Source organism: Pseudomonas sp. RT6P73, from assembly GCF_054897715.1.
On the sequence record NZ_JBUBUV010000002.1, the window covers coordinates 4,571,137 to 4,591,726 of the forward strand.

Annotated in this window: 14 protein-coding genes; 8 read left to right on the forward strand and 6 right to left on the reverse strand. The window is 58.3% G+C overall.

The genetic code is table 11. The annotated features are described in order from the left end of the window. Nucleotides 1-11: 11 nt before the first annotated feature. The 3 genes from ACYZT6_RS21320 to ACYZT6_RS21330 are packed head-to-tail and all read left to right on the forward strand — an operon-like array spanning nt 12 to nt 4,182. Nucleotides 12-971, forward strand: a complete 960-nt coding sequence (locus ACYZT6_RS21320) for a cytochrome-c peroxidase (RefSeq protein WP_462028518.1) — start codon at nt 12-14, stop codon at nt 969-971. Further along, nucleotides 968-2,779 (forward strand): DAHL domain-containing protein, encoded by a 1,812-nt coding sequence (locus ACYZT6_RS21325; protein ID WP_462028519.1) that lies wholly within the window; start codon nt 968-970, stop codon nt 2,777-2,779. The genes ACYZT6_RS21320 and ACYZT6_RS21325 overlap by 4 nt, the downstream gene beginning before the upstream one ends. Then, nucleotides 2,776-4,182, forward strand: a complete 1,407-nt coding sequence (locus tag ACYZT6_RS21330; RefSeq protein WP_462028520.1) for an ATP-binding protein — start codon at nt 2,776-2,778, stop codon at nt 4,180-4,182. Before ACYZT6_RS21325 ends, ACYZT6_RS21330 begins: the two co-directional genes overlap by 4 nt. A gap of 163 nt (nt 4,183-4,345) precedes the next feature. On the opposite strand, the gene ACYZT6_RS21335 is transcribed toward ACYZT6_RS21330, so the two are convergent. Further along, the gene (locus tag ACYZT6_RS21335; RefSeq protein WP_462028521.1) at nt 4,346-5,671 is read right to left on the reverse strand and encodes an APC family permease; all 1,326 of its coding nucleotides are present in this window, start codon (nt 5,669-5,671) and stop codon (nt 4,346-4,348) included. A 242-nt stretch (nt 5,672-5,913) separates the two neighbouring features. Further along, entirely contained in the window at nt 5,914-6,735 is an 822-nt protein-coding gene (locus tag ACYZT6_RS21340) for a carbon-nitrogen hydrolase family protein (protein ID WP_462028522.1), read from the reverse strand. A 124-nt stretch (nt 6,736-6,859) separates the two neighbouring features. Between ACYZT6_RS21340 and ACYZT6_RS21345 the strand changes: the two genes are divergently transcribed. Together ACYZT6_RS21345 and ACYZT6_RS21350 are read left to right on the forward strand one after the other, a co-directional pair. Beyond that, complete coding sequence (locus tag ACYZT6_RS21345) at nt 6,860-7,660, forward strand: helix-turn-helix transcriptional regulator (RefSeq protein ID WP_462028523.1); 801 nt, start codon at nt 6,860-6,862, stop codon at nt 7,658-7,660. 151 nt (nt 7,661-7,811) lie between these two features. Further along, nucleotides 7,812-9,431: an FMN-binding glutamate synthase family protein gene (locus ACYZT6_RS21350; protein WP_462028524.1), complete on the forward strand. Its 1,620-nt coding sequence runs from the start codon at nt 7,812-7,814 to the stop codon at nt 9,429-9,431. A 49-nt stretch (nt 9,432-9,480) separates the two neighbouring features. Here ACYZT6_RS21350 and ACYZT6_RS21355 read toward each other — a convergent pair whose 3' ends face one another. Both ACYZT6_RS21355 and ACYZT6_RS21360 read right to left on the reverse strand, forming a co-directional pair. Further along, the gene (locus tag ACYZT6_RS21355) at nt 9,481-9,855 is read right to left on the reverse strand and encodes a GtrA family protein (protein ID WP_462028525.1); all 375 of its coding nucleotides are present in this window, start codon (nt 9,853-9,855) and stop codon (nt 9,481-9,483) included. A gap of 119 nt (nt 9,856-9,974) precedes the next feature. Beyond that, nucleotides 9,975-11,480, reverse strand: coding sequence for a glucosyltransferase domain-containing protein (locus ACYZT6_RS21360; RefSeq protein WP_462028526.1), 1,506 nt, complete (start codon nt 11,478-11,480; stop codon nt 9,975-9,977). A gap of 249 nt (nt 11,481-11,729) precedes the next feature. On the opposite strand from ACYZT6_RS21360, the gene ACYZT6_RS21365 reads away from it, so the two are divergent. Further along, on the forward strand, nt 11,730-12,857 hold the full coding sequence (locus ACYZT6_RS21365) for an OpgC family protein (protein WP_462028527.1): 1,128 nt from the start codon (nt 11,730-11,732) through the stop codon (nt 12,855-12,857). A 185-nt stretch (nt 12,858-13,042) separates the two neighbouring features. On the opposite strand, the gene ACYZT6_RS21370 is transcribed toward ACYZT6_RS21365, so the two are convergent. Further along, nucleotides 13,043-14,374, reverse strand: a complete 1,332-nt coding sequence (locus tag ACYZT6_RS21370) for an IS4 family transposase (protein ID WP_462027613.1) — start codon at nt 14,372-14,374, stop codon at nt 13,043-13,045. Nucleotides 14,375-14,499: 125 nt separating this feature from the next. Continuing rightward, a complete protein-coding gene (locus tag ACYZT6_RS21375; RefSeq protein WP_462028528.1) occupies nt 14,500-15,918 on the reverse strand; it encodes an amino acid permease in 1,419 nt (472 codons plus the stop codon). Between the two features lie 690 nt (nt 15,919-16,608). Here ACYZT6_RS21375 and ACYZT6_RS21380 point away from each other — a divergent pair. Together ACYZT6_RS21380 and ACYZT6_RS21385 are read left to right on the forward strand one after the other, a co-directional pair. Beyond that, nucleotides 16,609-17,067, forward strand: a complete 459-nt coding sequence (locus ACYZT6_RS21380; RefSeq protein WP_462028529.1) for an REP-associated tyrosine transposase — start codon at nt 16,609-16,611, stop codon at nt 17,065-17,067. Between the two features lie 401 nt (nt 17,068-17,468). Beyond that, the gene (locus ACYZT6_RS21385) at nt 17,469-20,585 is read left to right on the forward strand and encodes a transglycosylase domain-containing protein (RefSeq protein ID WP_462029996.1); all 3,117 of its coding nucleotides are present in this window, start codon (nt 17,469-17,471) and stop codon (nt 20,583-20,585) included. Nucleotides 20,586-20,590 lie beyond the last annotated feature (5 nt).

The window sequence follows — 20,590 nt, forward strand, 5'->3', positions numbered from 1 at the left end:
GGAATTATCAGATGTCGCCATACTTCCACCGTCTTCTTCTGCTGCCTTTGCTCGGGCTTTGCCTGACGGCCAGCGGCGCGCCACTAAACGAACCGCTCAAACCGCTGCCGGCCGTCCCACAGCAAAACCCTCTGCGGGTCGAATTGGGTCGCCAGTTGTTCAATGAGCCGCGTTTGTCGGTCAACAACAGCCTGTCCTGCGCCAGTTGCCATCGCCTGGAGAGCGGCGGCGCCGACAACAAGGCGTTTTCCATCGGCTTCAACGGTCTTCCAGTCGCCATGAACACCCCCAGCGTGTTCAACGCCAGCCTGAACTTCCGGCAGTTCTGGAACGGCCGCGCCGACACCCTGGAAACCCAAATCCACACCGTGGTGCAGAGCCCCAGTGAAATGGGCAGCAACTGGGAACACGTGGTGCAAACGCTGTCTGCCGATCCGGCTTATCAAACCGCGTTCGGCGACGCCTACCCGGACGGCGTGACCATGAACAATGTGCAAAACGCCCTGGCCACCTACGAGCGCACGCTGATCAGCGCCAACTCGCGTTTCGACCAATACCTGCGGGGCGATACCGACATCCTCACCCACGAGGAGAAGTACGGTTATCAACGCTTCAAGGACTACGGCTGCATCACCTGCCATCAGGGGATCAACATCGGCGGCAACATGTTCCAGAAATTCGGGGTGATGGGCGACTACTTCAAGACGCGAGGCAACGCGACCGAATCCGACCTGGGCCGCTACCTGGTGACCAAGGACGAAGAGGACCGCAACGTGTTCAAGGTTCCGAGCCTGCGTAACGTCGCCGTGACCGCACCTTACTTTCACGACGGTTCGGCCAAAACCCTCGAAGAGGCCGTGGACGTGATGTTCACGTTTCAGCTGGGGCGCATTCCCTCCAACGAGGACAAGGTGCTGATCATCCAGTTCCTCAAGACCCTGACCGGTGAATGGGAGGGCAAACCGTTATGAAAACATCCCGTCGACGCAGCCTGGCGCTCCTCGGAATCGTGGCCCTGATACTGGCCTCGATACTGCTGTTTCTGTACCTCAAATCCAGCTCGAACCAGACGTCGACCTACACCGAATCCCGGGATCTGGTGTCCCGGATGAAACAGCTGAACGCGCAATGGGAAACGGAAATCCTCAAGGCCAGGATTGCCATCAACCATAACTACGATCCGCTGGTCGCACCGCTGACCGAGATGACGCAACTGTGGGAACGGTTCAACACGATGGAGTCGAATCACGGCCGCAACGACTCGCCCATGTGGCTCACCAGCCATGATGCGTACCTGAGTGCCATCGAGGAAAAGACCCGGTTGGTGGAACAGTTCAAGTCCCACAATGCCGTGTTGCGCAACTCACTGGCGTTTCTGCCGACCGCCGAAGACGACATTCAGGAACCCCTCGCCCAGCTGCAGGACGGAGACAAACTGCAACTGCAACACATCGCCAACGACACCTATGACCTGGTACTCAGCACCATGGAGTTCGCCATGGTCACCTCCGACGACAAGGCCGCCGAAATTCTGGTGGGCCTGAGCAAATTGAAAGTGAACAAACTGCGACTGCCAAAGCAGTTCCACAGTCCGCTGGATATTCTCAACAACCACATTGAGTTGATCCTGCGTGAACAGCCGGTGGTCAACCACTTGCTGGAAAACATCGAGGCCATTCCCGTGGCTGAACGGCTGGACGACATCACCGATCTGCTGAACAACGATCAACAGCGCACCGATGCGATCGACCAGCGTTATCACTTCTACATGCTGGCGTTTTCGGTGCTGCTGGTGCTGTTGCTGGTGTACCTGGCGATTCACCTGATGCGCAGTTTCACGGTGATCAATCGCGTCAACAAAGACTTGAAAACTGCCAATGATGACCTCGAAAAACGGGTCGAAGAGCGTACCCGCGAGCTCAAGGATACCCAGAGCGAATTGCTGGACACCGCGCGCCAGGCCGGCATGGCCGAAATCGCTACCAATGTGCTGCACAACGTTGGCAACGTGCTCAACAGCGTGAACATTTCCGCCGACCTGGTCAGTCGCAAACTGCGCAGCAGCAAGGCTCAGGGGCTGGGCAAGGCCATGCAGCTGATCAACGAACATCAAGGCGACCTGGGCACCTTTTTGACCCAGGACGAGAAAGGCAAGTTGCTGCCCGGTTACCTGAATCAACTGGTCGACGCCATTGCGCTCGAACAACAAAGCATGACCGAGGAACTCGCCCAACTGACCAAAAGCGTCGATCACATCAAGGACATCGTCGCCACCCAGCAGTCCTATGCCGGCGCCAACAGCCTGATGGAACCGCTGCACATCAGCGAACTGCTGGAAGACGCCTTGCGCATGAACTCTGGCGCCCTGACCCGGCATCACGTCACGGTGGTCAAGGAGTACAACGAGGTGCCGCAGGTCATGGGGGACAAGCACCGCTTGCTGCTGATCCTGATCAACCTCATCAGCAATGCGAAATACGCTATGTCCGACCTCAGCAATCGTCCGCGACAAATGACCCTGGGGGTGAAAATCGTCGAAGACGCCACCCTGCAAATCAGCGTCAAGGATGATGGCGAAGGCATCGCGCCGGAGAACATGACACGCATCTTTGCCCACGGTTTTACCACCCGCAAGGAAGGTCACGGCTTTGGTCTGCACAGCTGCGCGCTGGCGGCTATCGAAATGAACGGCCATCTCAGCGCCCACAGTGACGGGCCTGGCAAGGGCGCGCAGTTCACCCTGCAGATCCCGCTGAAAACCGTCCCGGAGGAGGCATGAGTGAACTTGCGAACCGGCGCATTCTGCTGATCGACGACACGCCGTCGATTCATGATGACTTTCGCAAGATCCTCACACCGGTTTCGGTGCAGCACGTCGAACTGGACGAAATGGAAGCCACGCTGTTTGGCAGTGAAGTCAAATCCGCCGGTGCGCTGTTCGAACTGGATTCGGCCTATGGCGGCCAGGAAGGCCTGGGCAAACTCACTCAGGCGTTGCAGGAAAGCCGCCCCTACGCGCTCGCGTTCGTCGACATGCGCATGCCTGAGGGTTGGGACGGCGCGCAGACCATCGAGCATCTTTGGCAGGAAGACCCGCGCCTGCAAGTGGTGGTGTGTACCGCGTATTCCGACTATTCCTGGGATGAACTGCTGGACCGTCTACAGGCCCATGACCGCTTGCTGATCCTGAAAAAACCGTTCGACAACATCGAAGTCCAGCAGATGGCCAACACCCTGCTGACCAAGTGGGAGATGACCGAACGCGCGTTTGTGCAGATGAGCCACCTGGAACATCTGGTGGACCAGCGCACCACCGAATTCAAACAGGCCAGCGAGGCATTGCAGCGGGAAATCGACGAGCGTAAACAGCTTGAATCGCAACTGGTGCAATCGGAAAAACTCGCCTCCCTGGGGCAATTGGCCGCCGGTGTCGCCCATGAAATCAACAACCCTATCGGCTTCATTTCCTCCAACCTCGGCAGCCTTGATGGCTACTTCAAGCAACTGCAGGAAATGCTCGACGCCTACCGCGAGGCCGAAGAAGCGATTGTTTCAAACGAGGTGATCGAACGGCTCGGGCAGTTAAGTGAACGGATCGAACTGGAATTTCTGCGCGACGACATCCCGTTGCTGATCAAGGAATCCAAGGAGGGCATCAACCGCGTCGGGCAGATCGTCAAAGACCTGAAGGACTTCTCCCGCGTGGACTCCAACCAGGAATGGCAGTGGACCAATCTGCAACAGGGCATCGAATCGACTCTGAACATCGTCGCCAATGAACTCAAGTACAAGGCCGACGTGGTGAAGGAGTATCAGCCGCTGCCCGACATCGAGTGCCTGCCGTCGCAAATCAATCAGGTGATCATGAACCTGATCGTCAACGCGTCCCAGGCGATGGGCCCGCAGCGCGGCACCATCACCCTGCGTACGGGGGTTGAGGGTGAACGGGTGTGGATTGAAGTGGCAGATACCGGGTCGGGTATTGCGCCGGACAGCCTGCAGAAAATCTTCGATCCGTTCTTCACCACCAAACCGGTGGGCCAGGGGACAGGGCTTGGGTTGTCGCTGTCTTATGGGATTGTGAAGAAGCATGGGGGGGATATTTCGGTGCGCAGTGAAGTGGGTGCAGGGAGTACGTTCCGGGTTGAGTTGCCCGTGCACCAGACAAAACCAGCCGCCTGAACACCCCTCCCCCCTGAACACACCCTTTGTAGGAGCTGTCGAGTGAAACGAGGCTGCGATCTTTTGACTTTGTTTTATTAAAAGCAAGATCAAAAGATCGCAGCCTCGTTTCACTCGACAGCTCCTACAGGGATCAGGTTCAGGGTTCAGGGATTGGTGTGGGTTATGTGGCCTCCTGGAAATCCATCTCCGGTGGCTGGCGGCGGAAACCACCGGTCAGCACCGCCAGGTACACCACGCCAATCGCCAGCCAACTCAGGCCGAGGTAAATCGCCAGGTGATCGAGGCTGACCATCAGCCACAAATCTGCCGCCAGGCCAATGAACGGGAACAACAGGAACAGCACGAACTCCCGCAGGCCTTTGTTCTCGCCGCCAATCCAGTAGTGAAAGATCACCGACAGGTTCACCAGACTGAACGCCAGGAACGCGCCGAAGTTGATGAACGAAGTCGAGGTGGTGACGTCCAGTTTCAGTGCCAGCAACGCCACCACGGCGCACAACAGGATGCTGTTGACCGGGGTGCCGAAGCGTTCGTGCAAGGTGCCGAAGAAGGATTTTGGCAGCACACCGTCGCGCCCCATGGCAAACAACAGACGCGAACCGCTGGCCTGAGCCGACAGGCCCGACGCGAACTGGCCGACTATCAGGCCGATCAGGAAGATCGACACGAACAGGTCACCACCGATGTTGCGGGCAATTTCATAGGCTGCCGAGTCGACGCTGTCGAACTGGAACGATGGATGCGCGATCTGCACGAAGTACGAGACGCTGACGAAGATCAGCCCGCCGATCAGGGTAATCAGCATGATCGCCCGCGGGATGGTGCGGCGCGGGTCGCGGGTTTCTTCAGTCAGGGTGCTGACCGCGTCGAAACCGAGGAACGAGTAACAGGCGATGGCCGCGCCGCTCATGATCAGCGGCATCTGCATGTCGCCGTTGAAGAACGGTTTGATCGACCACAACGGCGTGCTGGCATCGCCACCGACGTAGTGGACGCACAGCGCGACGAAGGCGATCAGCACCAGGAACTGCACCAGCATCAGCAAGGCATTGATGCCGTTGGCCAGTTTCAGGCCGACGATGTTGATCGCGCTGGTGATGCCAATGAACGCCAGCACCCAGATCCACTGCGGCACGGCCGGGAACGCGGAGTTGAGGTAGGCGGCGCCGATCAGCCAGATCGCCATGGGCAGAAACAGGTAGTCGAGCAGCACCGCCCAGCCGGCGATGAAGCCGAGTTTCGGGCTGATGGCCTTGCGGACATAGCTGTAGGCCGAGCCTGCGACGGGGAACGCCGAGGCCATTCGGCCATAGCTCATGGCGGTGAAAAACATCGCCACCAGCGCCGCCAGATACGCGGCCGGAACCATGCCGGCGGTGGATTGAGCGAGGATGCCAAACGTGCCGAGCACAATGATCGGCGTCATGTAGGCGATGCCGAACAGCACCACCGAACCCAATGACAGGGTGCGTTGCAAACGAGCCATGAGCGACTACTCCGAATTTATTAGATTTATGGGCAGAGCCGAGTTCGGCGCAAACATTTCGGGTGTTGTGTTGTTGTAATTGAGTGCAAGGTCAAACATGTGTGGCGTTTGTCATGGCCCCTTCGCGGGCAAGCCCGCTCCCACAGGGATTTCAGTCGTACACAGAATGTGTGTCCCCCCGAAGAACCTGTGGGAGCGGGCTTGCCCGCGAAGGCGTCCACACTGACGACACGGAATTCGGATCAACGCGAAGGAATCAGCAACTCCCGCACGCCAGAAGCCCGCTCGACAATCTCACCCGGCAACTTCAATCGCTGATCATCCAGATACCGATAATCCTGCCGCGCCGCCGTCAGCTGATTCAGATCCAGCTCAACCGCAAACTGCCCTTCCTCCCGCCCGGCCTCGAACAACAAGGTGCCCAGCGGATCCACCAGCGCACTGCCACCGGCAAACACCAACCCGTCGTCGCTCTCTTCCACACGGTTAACCATCAGCGCAAACGCCTGGTTTTCCTGGGCCCGCGCCATGATCGCGGTGCGGTGAGTCGGGCCGTAAGGGTCCATATTGCCGTTGGTGACGATCAGCAGTTCGGCACCCAGTTGCGCCAAGGCGCGGGCGGTTTCCGGGAATTCGATGTCGTAGCAAATCAGCAGGCCGACCCGCACGCCGTTCCACTCGCAGGTGGCGTAACGGTCGCCCGCCTCGAACACGCCGCGATCCGACGCCCACAGGTGGGTCTTGCGGTATTTCAGGGCGATGCCTTCAGGGGTAATCAGCAGCGTGGTGTTGTAGAAGCGTCCGTTGTCGTTCTCGGCCATGCCGATCACTACGGCGATGTTGCGCTCGCGGGCAGCCGCCACGATGGCGCTGACCGTTGGTCCGTCCAGTGGTTCGGCGGTTTGGGCCACGGTGGCGGCGGACGGAAAGCCCATCAGGTGGGTTTCCGGGAACACGATCAGCTGCGTGTCGGTGTTGCAGGCAGCGATGGCGGCCAAGGCCCGTTCGAGGTTGTACGCGGTGCCGTTGTCACGGCCTGCCAACTGGGCGAGTTCGACTTTCATGGGGAGTCCTTGTTATGGGCCGGACGGCAGAAAGATTGCCCGGTCTGTGTCTGTGCGCCAGTATGCGCAGCAAGCCACCGGCCGGGGAATCACGCCGCTGGGGTAACCCGATAGGGGTAGAGGCATGACACTTTCATTAGACGATATCGCTTGGCACCGCTCGGTCGGGCAACTGATCGACGCCTTGGACAAGCCCAATTTCTGGACGCAACTGGTGCGCCTGCTGGATCAGTACGTGACCTTCGACAGCTGGGTGGCCCTGCTTTTCAGCGCGGATCAGCGCCCGCAAGTATTCGCCGAATGCCCAGGCGAGGACGGCAGCCCCGATCAGCTGTTCCAGGACTACCTGCGCGGCCTGTACCTGCTTGACCCGTTCTACATCGCTTGCCGCGAGCAGTCGCGCACCGGACTCTATCGCTTGTCGGAAGTGGCCCCGGAGCACTTCGAGCTGACCGAGTATTACCAACGCTACTTTTGTCTGAATGTGGTGGCTGATGAAATCCAGTTCAATTGCCAGCTCGAAGGTGAGCGCACGCTGTGCTTGTCACTGGGCAGCAAGCAACGTTTCAGCGGCCAGCAGATTGCCTTGCTGTCGCTGATCCAGCCTTGGGTGCTCGGCCTGTTGCGCCAGCGCCTGCCCTACGAAATCAACGAAGCCGTGGCCCTCGCGCCGGCGCCGGTCCAGGGCGACTGGCGGGTGCAGCTAGAAGCGTCGGTGCAACAACTCAAGGGCGCGCAATTGACCGCCCGGGAGCTGGACGTCGGCCGATTGATGCTCAGCGGTTGCTCCAGTAAAGAAATCGCCCGTAAGCTGGAAATCTCTGCTGAAACCGTGAAAGTCCATAAGAAACACATGTACAGCAAGCTGGGGATCAAATCCCAGTCCGAGCTGTTTTCGATTTTCCTCCAGGCGCAGAATGCCTGACATAGCACGGTCCTGTAGGAGCGAAGCTTGCTCGCGAAAGCGGTGTGTCAGCCAATATCAATGTTGAATGTAATGGCCTCTTCGCGAGCAAGCTTCGCTCCTACAGGGTCGGTGTGTACCTGCTAACCGAGTCCGAACCCAAGGAAACCGTATGAGCCTGTCACTCCTGAGCCGCTACGCCTTCTTTGCTGCCTGTGTGATATTCACCCTTGCCAGCCTGCCCTTCCTGGAACACGACTGGCTCTGGCCGATCACCGCCGTGACCGGTGTCTTGAGCCTCGTGGGCCTGTTCGATCTGTTGCAAAGCCCTCACGCGGTGCGTCGCAACTACCCGATCCTGGGCAATATTCGTTATCTGGTGGAGGGCATTCGCCCGGAGATCCGCCAATACCTGCTCGAATCCGACAGCGACGCCCTGCCCTTCTCCCGGGCCCAGCGCTCGCTGGTCTATTCCCGGGCCAAGAATGAAAGCGCCGACAAACCCTTCGGCACGCTGATCGATGTGTACCAATCGGGTTTCGAATTCATCGGCCACTCGATGCGCCCGGCGCCGTTGAGCGATCCGAGTGCTTTTCGCGTCATCGTTGGCGGACCGCAGTGTACTCAGCCGTACTCGGCGTCGGTGTTCAACATCTCGGCCATGAGCTTCGGCTCGCTCAGCGCCAACGCCATTCGCGCGTTGAACCAGGGCGCCAAACTCGGCAACTTCGCCCACGACACCGGCGAAGGCAGCATCAGCGCTTATCACCGGGAAAACGGCGGCGACCTGACCTGGGAACTCGGCAGCGGCTACTTCGGTTGCCGCACCGCAGACGGGCGCTTCGACCCGGAGCGCTTCGCTGCACAAGCACAAACGCCGCAAGTGCGGATGATCGAAATCAAAATGAGCCAAGGCGCCAAACCCGGTCACGGCGGCATTTTGCCCAAGCACAAGGTCACCAAAGAGATCGCCGAAACCCGCGGCATCCTGATGGGCGAAGACTGTATCTCGCCGTCGCGGCACAGCGCGTTTTCCACGCCGATCGAACTGATGCACTTTATCCAGCAACTGCGTGAACTGTCCGGCGGTAAACCGGTGGGCTTCAAGTTCTGTCTCGGCCACCCGTGGGAATTCATGGGCATCGCCAAGGCCATGCTGGAAACCGGCATTCTCCCGGACTTCATCGTCGTCGACGGCAAGGAAGGTGGCACCGGCGCCGCGCCCGTGGAGTTCACCGACCACATCGGCGTGCCGATGCGCGAAGGTTTGTTGTTCGTCCACAACACGCTGGTGGGCCTGAACCTGCGTGACAAAATCAAACTCGGCGCCAGCGGCAAGATCGTCAGCGCCTTCGACATCGCCAGCGTCCTGGCCATCGGCGCCGATTGGGCCAACTCGGCGCGCGGCTTCATGTTTGCCATCGGCTGCATCCAGTCGCAAAGCTGCCACACCAACAAATGCCCGACTGGCGTCGCCACTCAAGACACCCTGCGCCAGCGTGCGTTGGTGGTCCCGGACAAGGCCCAGCGCGTCTTCAACTTTCACCGCAACACGCTCAAGGCCCTGGCAGAAATGCTCGCGGCCGCCGGCCTCGATCATCCTTCCCAGCTGTCGGCCAAGCATCTGGTACGGCGCATGTCGGCGACCGAGATCAAGTTGTTCTCGCAGTTGCATGTGTTTTTGAAACCAGGGGAGTTGCTGACGGGAGAGGTGAATGGCGAGTTTTACTCGCGGATGTGGCAGATGGCGCGGGCGGATAGTTTTGAGCCTAACGAGGTGATTGCTGCGTAAAAATTGCTCTGCATGCCAGCCTTATGGACAGGCTGGCATTAACGAACCTTCACGCTTCACGCTCGCTATACAGGACAAATCTGGAAAAGAAGAACCCGCAGATCAGACTCAACAGTGAAAACGATGCGACGGTCACCAACCCGTGGATTTTCCAGACATCGGCGTAATGTCCGACCACGAAACTCACTACCCCCATAAAGAACACATACATCAGATAACGAAGAACCGACGCTCCGGCCTCAAACGTGTAAAGCGCATGCACATAGAATGAGAACGTCGCTGCCACACAAAACGCCGAAAAATTGCTGGAGGCCTGGCTAAACTCGGCCGCTGTAGTCAGTACGTAAAATATCTGCCAATGAATCAGCGTATTGGCCACGCCAACGACCGCGTAAGTGGAGAGTGCTTTCCATAAGGCTTTCATGTTCGTTCCTTGAACTGTTCCCGTTTCAGGTAGGTGTCAAACCTAAAGTCGGGGGCAGGTGTGCGTCTACTGTAAGAACTAACAGGTAGCGCGGCATTCCAGACCAATGGTCACGGAGTTCACCACTGGAGGGAGGGAATACGGGCGGGTTCTTTCATGACAATAAAGCCGTAATCGCCCAGCAGATAAATCCGATAGAACAGGCTGTCCACCAGCGGTGGATAACCCTGGTATCCCATCAGCGTGGCGTTACGCCGTTCCTTTTCCCTGACCACATTGGTAATACCTGCTTTGGGCAGGTTTTCCGCGAGCATGAAAAAGTCGTTGTTCAGCAGGTAATGCAAAACCGGCATCTGCCTGAACGACCCGGCAGCCCCAATCAGCCAGTGATCGGAGTAAGTCACCGACATGTAAATACGCTTGGCTTCGCGCAACGCCGGACGAGATGCAATGTCGGCACTCAAGGTATACAGCGCCTGGCTCGCGAACGTCTTTTGTAACGTCAGCACCCGTCCATAAGCGAAGGCAAGCGAGAGCATCGCAATGAGCGGAACCAGCAACAGCAACGGCAGTTTTTCATGCACCGGCGCCAGCGCCCGATGACTCAGGTAGAACAGCAATACCAGCACGACAGCAAAGCCCATCAAGGTGCGGGCGCCTTCATTGAAGTCACGGAAAAATAGCGAGGCCCCAGGCACCAGCAACATCAGGACGGGCAAGATCAACAGGCACAGCAAGCCGATCACGGTTTTTGTCAGCCCCGTATCCTCTCGCTCCAGTACACGTTGTCCTACGTGCACGGCACCGACGATGGCGCACAGCAACAACGCGGCGAACACCCAGGTAAAGCCGCCATGGAACAACAGCACGATTTTTTCCAGCACCCTCCCCGCATTGGTTTCAATTTGCTGCAACGGAGCCGCTGCCCCGTTCAACAACGCAGTACGGCCTTGAGTCATGAAGGAATAGGCGGTGGCGTAATAGATCAACCCGGCCAGCCCCACTTGTGCGACTTTGCTGCCGATCAATCGGTAGCACGCAGGCCATGCCAATTTGTCGTTCACCCCCCGCAACCACTCCAGGCAACAGAGCCCGAGAAACACATTGAAGCTGACCTGATAAAGCCCGATGGCCAATGCAATCAGCGCGGCGGGGATCAGCAGTTGCCGGATGCGCGAAGGGCTTCGAAACGTGATCGCGTAGATCACCGCCACCAGGCTTAGCGCCATGGTCGGCCCGTCGTATTGATACGACAGGTTTTGCAGGAAAAACGGGTTGTACCAAAGCGGCAGCAACACCAGACAATGGGCAAACGTCGGTTCAGGGAAGTAGTGGAACGTGAGCCGGGTCAGGGCCAAACTCATCGCCAGCGTGGCGATCAACAGCGGTAACGGGAAGATATTCGGCGCGGCACCGCTGAAGGTCAGCAGGTTGTAGAACCACTGCGCGAACAGCCGGCCCTCCTGCGCCCAACCTGTACCGGCGGCCAGGGTACGCCAGTTGTCATCAATGTAAGGAAAATCTGCGAGGATCAGCGGGAGGATGTAAAGCAGCGTCGCAAAGAGAAACAACAACCCGACCTGACGGCCTGTGAGCTCTTTGTCGAGCCATTCGCTGATCCGCATGCCGGCGCCTCTTGGGAATTTCGCCTTCAATCGATAGAGCTTTGAATCTCGACAGTAGTCAGAGATCGCCGACCTGCGCAGCTTTTAGACAAGCGGTTGCCCCCTCGGCGATGCACAGAGACATTCCGTAATATCCGCACTTTGCAATTGCCGGCGAATCCCTGCACCCTGCGCGCCGCCAATGTGGGGCGCGCAACCTTTTGTATCGCCGGCGCTCCGACTTAAAAACCCGTTCAAGAGCCCGCCGCCATGACGACTGAACGCGATCACCGGATCGACTTTTTCCGTGGCCTGGCACTGATCTTCATTTTCTGGGATCACGTGCCCCACAACCCGCTGGGCCAGATCACCCTGCGTAACTTCGGCTTCAGTGATGCCGCCGAAATCTTCGTGTTTCTCGCCGGCTACGCGGCGGTCCTGGCCTACGGCAAGATCCTGGCCCGCGACGGTTACCTGATTGCCTGCGTGAAAATCCTGCGCCGTGCCTGGGTGCTGTATGTGGTGCATATTTTCCTGTTGGCAATGCTGATGGGCATCGTGTTCTTCGCCAACAGCCATGTGGAAACCCGCGATCTGGTGGAGGAGATGGGCATGCACCACTTCATCAGCAACCCGCAGCAAGCCTTGATCGATGAGTTGCTGTTGCGCTTCAAACCGAACCTGATGGACCCGTTGCCGCTCTACATCGTGCTGCTGGCAGGTTTGCCGCTGGTGCTGCCGATATTTGTACGCAAACCATGGGTGGTGGTGGCGATGTCGTTTGCGGTGTACCTGACGGTGCCGTTGTTCGGCTGGAACTTGGCTGCCATCAAGGACGGCGTGTGGTATTTCAACCCCGTCGCCTGGCAACTGCTGTTCGTACTCGGCGGTGCCGCTGCGATTCACGCGCAGCGCCCACGCTTGCCCGACAGGCGCTCGTTGCTGCGCCAGCCAGTGTTTGTGAGTGCGGCGTTATACGCAGGCGTTGCCGGTGTACTGACCGTATTGTGGCGGTGGCCGCAACTGCATGATGCGATGGTACCGACCAGCCTGAGCAATCTGTTGTATCCGATCAGCAAGACCGACCTGTCGCCCGTGCGGCTGCTGCACTTTCTGGCGCTGGCGTATGTCACGGCGAAGCTTTTGCCGGACACTGGCTGGACACAGAACTGGCTGGCACAGCAATGCAGTCGCATGGGGCGTTATTCGCTGGAAGTGTTCTGCCTCGGGGTGTTGCTCGCGCCGCTGGCCGACATGGTCAATGCCTTGACCAACGATGCGATTGCCATGCAAATATTCACCGCGTTGGTGGGGGCCGGGTTGATGGGGTTGCTGGGGGTTTGGCTGGATTTCAACAAACGCCTGACCGCACCGATTCAAACGGTGCCGGTCAATTGAGGAACGCCAAGCCTTTGTGGCGAGGGGATTTATCCCCGTTGGAGTGCGAAGCGCTCCCCTTGTCCTTTCAGTGACACCGCATCCGCAGGTTATACGACTGCTGCGCAGCCGAACGGGGGTAAACCCCCTCGCCACAGGAATCTCGCCAGCCAATAAAAAGCCCCGGCCAATGGACCTAATGCTGTTCACTTAAGCGGAGCAGCCTTACGGTCCACTGGAAATCGGGTTTTCGAAATTTTCACCGTCCTTGGTCTCGAAGGCCTTGGGCGGTGATCCAGAAACAATCCCCCTATCCCTGCTCTCAACTCAGCCAAGCGTCTTCCTGTGGCTGAAATCGGATTAGCCGCCGCCATCACGATCAGTTGCACGGCGATGTACTGACAAACGGGTTTGAAACGGATGTCCGAGGGTGGTCGGCCAAACGCCACCGCCGCCTGACTGGCCTCTCGACGAATCACGTTATAAGCCAGCAATAGCCCCCACACTTCCTGATAGATCAGCTCGACTTTTTTGCTGCGCAAGGTCATTGCGTTCTGTTGCATCGAACTCTTGATGTCCCTGAAGCCCAATTCGATTTCCCAACGCTCTTGGTAAAGTTTGGCAACGGCTTGAGTGTTGTAGGTCTTGGCCGGCAACGACGTCATGACGGTCTTCACCTTGCCTTTGATTTCATAACTGACTTCGCGTACTTCCCAGTGCGTTGGAAGAACCGGGTTTCGCTTTCTGGCCTGCGGTGAGACTTTCATACGCACTAACCTGTCGTGCTGGCTGTAACGGGCCACTTCCTCGCAGACCAGTCCCTTTTTTGCCGGGATCAACCAATGACGGTTGATGCCTGCTCCGCTCAGGCTCGACAGCAGCTCGGCACCCCAAAAACCTTTGTCGAACAGCGTCACCGAGTGGTCGGGTATCTGCTGCAAAAATTCGTCGGCCAAGCGCATTTCACTGCGTCGATAAGGGCTCAATTGAGCATCCATGATCACGTGCGAACGCACATTCATCAGGGCCACCAAGCGCAGCATCGGAAACGGCGTCTGGCGGTCGCTTGGAGTGTTTCCCGACCCGAAGTGATCTCGAAGCTCGGGCGTATCCGGAGTACGCAAAAGTGCACCGTCCACCGCGAATACCTGCAGATCATGCCAGGTATCATCGTCATAGCGCTCCGCGCCCCATTGGGTCCCGGTCTTGCGGAATAACCACTCAACAGGATCGGCACCGAGTCGCTTGCGCGCCTCGGTCACACCACTGCGGGCCAACAAGTGGTCGGTGGCCAGGCCTTGAGCGCAGATGTTCAATCGTCTGGCCACCTCATGAACCGGCTCGTCACGAAACAAGGCCATGCCGAGTACCAACCAGAGCACTTGGTCAGCGGGCAGGCGACGTCGGCGAATGGTCGCCTGACTGGAAAGATCCAGCGCAGACGCTACCCACTCGATGGGAATGTTTTGGGTGAAGGTGCTCAGGTCGCAGAAGTTGAAAAGGTCGCCGAGGTCGAGCAGATCTTGTTGAACAGACATAAAAAATCCGATGCCAGAGGTCTGGCATCGGATTTTCGGATAAGCCCGGCTTGGACTCAAATACTTAAGTGAACAGCATTACGGCCAATGGACCGGGGCTTTTGCGTTTCAGGCGTTACGGTTTATTAAGCCGAACGCACCGCACCTTGCGACACATTGGTCGGTTGCAGCTTGAAAACGTAGAACAATACCGTCAGCAATACCAGGAACGCCGGGCCGACATACAGCGCCACACGGGTGTCCGGGAAGTACGCCATCAGGCCGACCACCAGCACCAGGAACGCCAGCGCCAGGTACGAGCTGACCGGGTACAGCCACATCTTGTATTTCAGACCGGCACGTTCGCTGGCACTCAGGCCTTTGCGGAACTTGAGCTGGGCCAGCAGGATCATCACCCAGGTCCAGATCGCGCCGAAGGTGGCAATCGCCGTCACCCAAACGAAGACTTTCTCAGGCACCAAATAGTTGAGCAACACGCCCAACAACAACGCACCGATCGACAGCAGCAGCGCACGACGCGGTACGCCGTTGTTCGAGGTCTTGGCGAATCCGGCCGGGGCCTGGCCATTCTGCGCCAGGCTGTAGAGCATGCGCCCGGTGCTGAAAATGCCGCCGTTGCAGGACGACAGCGCCGCGGTGATCACCACGAAGTTGATGATGCCGGCCGCGGTCTTGATGCCCAGGCGTTCGAACGTCATCACGAACGGACTGCCCTGAGTGCCAATCTCATTCCACGGGTAGATCGACAGGATCACAAACAACGCGCCGACGTAGAACAGCAGGATCCGCCAGAACACCGAGCCGATCGCATTAGGAATGGTCTTCTGCGGGTTCTTCGCTTCACCGGCAGTCAGGCCGATCATCTCGACGCCGAGGTAGGCGAACATCACCATTTGCAGGGACATCAACACGCCTTGGACGCCGTTGGGCATGAAGCCGCCGTGAGCCCAGAGATTGGAAATCCCCAGCGCTACGCCGTCGTTGCCGAAGCCGAACGCGATTACGCCGATGCCACCGATCACCATCGCGATGATGGTGACGATCTTGATCAGGGCGAACCAGAACTCGAATTCACCGAAGGCTTTGACTGCGATCAGGTTGATCGAACCCATGCTGATCAACGCCGCGAGTGCCCAGATCCAGCGCGGCACATCGGGGAACCAGACGCCCATGTACACCGCCACGGCGGTGATTTCCGCGACACAGGTCACTAGCCACAGGAACCAGTAATTCCAGCCAGTCAGGAAGCCCGCCAACGGGCCGAGGTAGTCTTGGGCGTAGCGGCTGAAGGAGCCGGCGACCGGGTTGTGCACGGCCATCTCGCCGAGGGCGCGCATGATCACCAGGATCGCCAGACCGCCAATGATGTAGGACAGCATGATTGCAGGGCCGGCCATTTCGATGGCCTTGGCCGAACCGAGGAACAGGCCGACGCCGATACAGGCACCGAGCGCCATCAAGCGAATATGCCGTTCGCCGAGTTCGCGTTTAAGCGGGCCGCCCTGAGCGGTCTCGCCGTGGGGCAGGTGATTGCCGACTGGCATAGGGGTACAACCTCGTCTTGTTATTGGATATGACCACCGAGTAACAAAGCGCTGACCGGTAAGCCATTGCTTCTGAGAAACCGGGCCTGCTTCGTGAGCAAACCCGCCTTGCAGGACAACACCTGCAAGATCAGCGGGGCGTGCAGTATAAAAAGCTTCGTACAGTGCTTTTCACTCTATAAACCACAACATTCAGCCAGAACTCTCGGGAAAAGCCCGGTTTGCGGAGGGGCATTACCTGGCTTTTGTAGGATTTTTCGCCGACTGAAACGCCGCCGAGTATTGCACAGCATTGGTGCATCGTCATGTCCCTGCTCGGGCGATATTTACTGCCAGATGGCTCTAATCCAAGCTTTTCAGGCGCACTCACCGGTCTTTAGGCAAAAGAGCTGTTGTGGCGAGGGGGCTTGCCCCCGTTCGGCTGCGCAGCAGTCGTAAATCCATTGCACTCGGTACACCTGATACACCGCGATTGCTGGTTTTGGGGCGGCTGCGCCACCCAACGGGGCGATGCGGCGTTCCGACAAGCCCCCTCGCCACAAAAACCCTACAGTTACAAAGACTTTGCCAATTAGTTCGATGAGTCCTGCAAAAGAATCAGAAATTTCACTCAGCAGTCTCAGCGTCGACACAGTTCACTGCCCACTAGCCTGCAATCGTCACTTAATCATCATGCAAGGAAGCAATGGATTGCCTATTCAACCTAAATCTCATCGTTTGCGCTTGGGCCGACATTCCGAAACCGGTCGTGCCTATCTCATCACCGCAGTCATCCATGATCGCCAACCCATTTTCTCTGACTGGCAATTAGGTCGCCTGCTCGTCGCAGAACTGCGACGGGCACACGACGCAGGCCTGGTGGACTCGATAGCCTGGGTGGTTATGCCCGATCACTTTCATTGGCTGATGCAACTGCAAGACGGCAATTTAGGGAATGTCATCGGTGCTACCAAAGCACGATGCGCCCAGGCAGTGAACAAAACGACCGGCCGAAGTGGCTCTTTGTGGCAAACCGGCTATCACGACCGGACCATTCGTGATGGCGAAGAGCTTCTGCCGTTCGCTCGTTACATAGTTGCAAACCCGTTGAGAGCAGGGCTCGTAGATAAGATCGGCGATTACCCGCTCTGGGATGTCTGCTGGTTGTAGCGTCACTCCCCTTCTGTGGCGACCGAACTCCCCGTGGTGAGGAGGTTTTTTGTGGCGAGGGGATTTATCCCCGTTGGGTGGCGCAGCCGCCCCAAACCGATCACCGGTATCCATTCGGTAAAACCGCATTCATCAGACTGGCGGCTGCTGCGCAACCGAACGGGGATAAATCCCCTCGCCACAAAAATCCTCCTCACCACATAAAGCCCACTTGCCACTTAAGCCTCCTCACCACATAAAGCCCACTTGCCACATAAACCTCCTCACCACAAAAGCTCCTTTCCACAGACACTTAACGATGAGAATTCGAGATTTGTATGTTCACAATTTTTTCACCATCGCCAACCACCGACTAAGCTTCAGACAAGTCCGATCAATCTGCGTGAATGGATCAGTCGACTATGGGCGCGTTATGGCAAACCGATACGAGTAAAACTGTGGTTCCGACTGAACGTGTGGATGAAGCGCCTATACCTGAAAAACCCTCTAGCAGTCGTACGACGCATGGTTGGGGGGCGTTTTGGTTGTTGCTTGTGATAATCCTGATTGTCCTGGGGCTCGCCGCCGCCAAGGAGATGCGCACCTCGAAGTTTCAATCCCGTGAGGCGAGCAAATTCGCCGCTTCCTTGAGTTACGAAATGAAACCCGGCCCCAGCGACGCCATTCGCTATCCAGGCGCAGGCCCTTTCGATTTGCGTCTGGGCTACAGCTCCATGGGTGAATTCCTGCCGCGTTTGATCAAGCGTGACTACGTCATTGCGTCACAAACCCGTTTTTCCCAAAAGCTGATGGACTACACCGACAACGGCTTTTTCGTGCCCTACGCGGAGAAAATACAGGCGGGATTGTCGATTACCGATTGCCGTGCGGCACCGCTGTACCAGTACAAATACCCACAACAACTCTATTCAAGCTTCGACGCGATCCCGCCGGTGGTGGTCAGCAGCCTGCTGTTTATTGAAAACCGCTTTTTGCTCGATCCTCGTCAGCCCTTGGCCAACCCCGCCGTGGACTGGCCGCGGTTCGGCATGGCAGTTTGGTCGCAAGTTGCCAAGCTGATACACCTGCCGGGCCAGTCGGCGGGCGGCAGTACACTGGCGACGCAACTTGAAAAGTATCGGCACTCGCCCGATGGCCTGACGGTGTCGGGCGCGGAAAAGATCCGGCAGATGATTTCCGCCACAGTGCGTGCTTATCAAGCGGGCCCGGAAACCTTGCAGGCCCGGCAAAATGTGGTTCGCGATTACCTCAACAGCGTGCCGCTGTCGGCGGTACCGGGCCACGGTGAAGTGCATGGCATGGCCGAAGGGTTGCGCGTCTGGTACGGCGCCGATTTCAACAAAGCCAACGAACGGCTGGCCAGCACCGAAACGGATCCCAAGAGCATGGCCGAAAAAGGCCTGGCCCTGCGTGAAATGCTCTCGCTGATGATCGCCCAGCGCCGCCCTTCCCACTACCTGACCAAGGGCCATGATGAACTGGCCGACCTCACCGACAGCCACATCCGCCTGCTGGCGGCGAATGGTGTGATCGATGCGCCTTTCGCAGCGGCAGCCCTCGCCAGCAAAGTGACCTACCGCGACTGGCAAACCCAGCCGACCATTCAGCCAATCGAAACCAACAAAGGCATCAGCGTGGCGCGCAGCCGCCTGGGCGGGCTGCTCAATCGTCCCCTGTACGATCTCGACCGCCTCGACCTCTCCGCCACCAGCACCCTGCAAGGCGTCTTGCAAACCCAGACCACCGAGTACCTCAAGCACCTGGCCGACCCGGCGTTTGCGACGCAAATAGGTCTGATGGGCGAACGCTTGCTCACCCCCACCAGCACCACCCAGGTACGCTACAGCTTCACGTTATTCGAGCAGACACCAGACGGCGCGCGCGTGCGAGTGCAGACCGACAGCACCGACCAGCCATTCGACATCAACGAAGGCAGCAAGCTGGAACTGGGCTCCACCGCGAAAATGCGCGTGCTTACCACCTACCTGCAAATCATGGCCGAGCTGCACGATAAGTACGCCGAAATGACCGTTCCGGAATTGAAGAAAGTCGACGTCCCGGATCAGGATCGCCTGAGCCGCTGGGCCGTCGATTACCTGATTCAGAACAAGGACCGCAATCTGTCAGCCATGCTGGGCGCCGCGCTGGACCGTAAATATTCCGCCAGCCCCGGCGAAGCCTTTTTCACCGGTGGCGGGCTGCACACCTTCGTCAACTTCCGCAAGGAAGACAACGGCCGCATTCCGACCTTGCGCGATGCGCTGCGCGAATCGATCAACCTGCCGTTCATTCGGCTGATGCGTGACCTGGTGCGCTACACCACGTATTCCGGCCCAAACAACAGCGCCGAATTGCTCAAGGACGATCGTGACCCGCGGCGTCAGGAATACCTGGCCAGTTTCGCCGATCGCGAAGGCACCTCTTTCCTGCTCAAGTTCTGGAAGAAATACAAAAACAAGGACACCCAGGCGCGGCTCGATACCTTCCTCGACAGCATGCGCCCGACCCCGATCCGCATGGCGGCGGTGCACCGTTATCTGTTGCCACAGGCCAGCCAGGAAAGCTTCAACACCTTCGTACGCTCGCACCTCAAAGGCGCCAAGCTCACTGAAAAACTCACGGACGAACGCCTGCAACGGCTCTACGACAATTACAGCCCCGGCGCCTACGACCTGCCGGATCAGGGCTTCATTGCCAAGGTTCACCCGCTGGACCTGTGGCTGATGGGCTACCTGCTGAATAACCCGGATGCGAAATGGAGCCAGATTGTCAAAGCCAGCCATTTCGAGCGTCAGGAAGTCTACAGCTGGCTGTTCAAAAGTCGTCACAAGGGCGCCCGCGACAGCCGTATCCGCACCATGCTGGAGATCGAAGCCTTCCTCGACATTCATCAGCGCTGGCAGAAAGTCGGTTACCCGTTCGATCACCTGGTGCCGTCGCTGGCCACTGCCATCGGCAGCTCCGGCGACCGTCCTGCGGCGCTGGGCGAGTTGATCGGCACCATCCTCAACGACGGTGTGCGCATGCCGACATTGCGCATCGACACCCTGCACTTCGCGGCCAATACGCCTTACGAAACCAAACTGATCAATGACCCGGACGCCGGCAAACGGGTGATGCCGTCCGAAGTGGCCACGGCCATGCGCGAGGCCTTGTCGCAAGTGGTGGACGCCGGTACGGCCAAACGTGTTTCCGGCAGTTTCATCACCCCAGATGGCAAACCATTGGCCATGGGCGGCAAGACCGGGACCGGGGATAACCGCATCGAAGCCATTGGTTCCGGCGGGCGGATCCTGAGTTCGAAGTCGATCAACCGCACGGCCACCTTCGTGTTTTTCATCGGTGACAACCACTTCGGAACGCTGACCGCATTCGTACCGGGGCGCACCGCCGAAGCCTTCAAGTTCACCTCGGCGCTGCCCGTGCAGGTACTCAAGGGCATGGCACCGATTCTCACGCCGTATCTGCAACCGGGTACGCATACGCAATGCCTGCCGGTGGAGGTAGCGCGACGCTGATAAAC

Coding starts and splice junctions, on each gene's coding strand:
- ACYZT6_RS21355 (WP_462028525.1), bottom strand. CDS start 9,855: ATGAAAGCCTTATGGAAAGCACTCTCCACTTACGCGGTCGTTGGCGTG.
- ACYZT6_RS21360 (WP_462028526.1), bottom strand. CDS start 11,480: ATGCGGATCAGCGAATGGCTCGACAAAGAGCTCACAGGCCGTCAGGTC.
- ACYZT6_RS21370 (WP_462027613.1), bottom strand. CDS start 14,374: ATGTCTGTTCAACAAGATCTGCTCGACCTCGGCGACCTTTTCAACTTC.
- ACYZT6_RS21320 (WP_462028518.1), top strand. CDS start 12: ATGTCGCCATACTTCCACCGTCTTCTTCTGCTGCCTTTGCTCGGGCTT.
- ACYZT6_RS21385 (WP_462029996.1), top strand. CDS start 17,469: ATGGGCGCGTTATGGCAAACCGATACGAGTAAAACTGTGGTTCCGACT.
- ACYZT6_RS21365 (WP_462028527.1), top strand. CDS start 11,730: ATGACGACTGAACGCGATCACCGGATCGACTTTTTCCGTGGCCTGGCA.
- ACYZT6_RS21330 (WP_462028520.1), top strand. CDS start 2,776: ATGAGTGAACTTGCGAACCGGCGCATTCTGCTGATCGACGACACGCCG.
- ACYZT6_RS21375 (WP_462028528.1), bottom strand. CDS start 15,918: ATGCCAGTCGGCAATCACCTGCCCCACGGCGAGACCGCTCAGGGCGGC.
- ACYZT6_RS21340 (WP_462028522.1), bottom strand. CDS start 6,735: ATGAAAGTCGAACTCGCCCAGTTGGCAGGCCGTGACAACGGCACCGCG.
- ACYZT6_RS21325 (WP_462028519.1), top strand. CDS start 968: ATGAAAACATCCCGTCGACGCAGCCTGGCGCTCCTCGGAATCGTGGCC.
- ACYZT6_RS21350 (WP_462028524.1), top strand. CDS start 7,812: ATGAGCCTGTCACTCCTGAGCCGCTACGCCTTCTTTGCTGCCTGTGTG.
- ACYZT6_RS21335 (WP_462028521.1), bottom strand. CDS start 5,671: ATGGCTCGTTTGCAACGCACCCTGTCATTGGGTTCGGTGGTGCTGTTC.
- ACYZT6_RS21345 (WP_462028523.1), top strand. CDS start 6,860: ATGACACTTTCATTAGACGATATCGCTTGGCACCGCTCGGTCGGGCAA.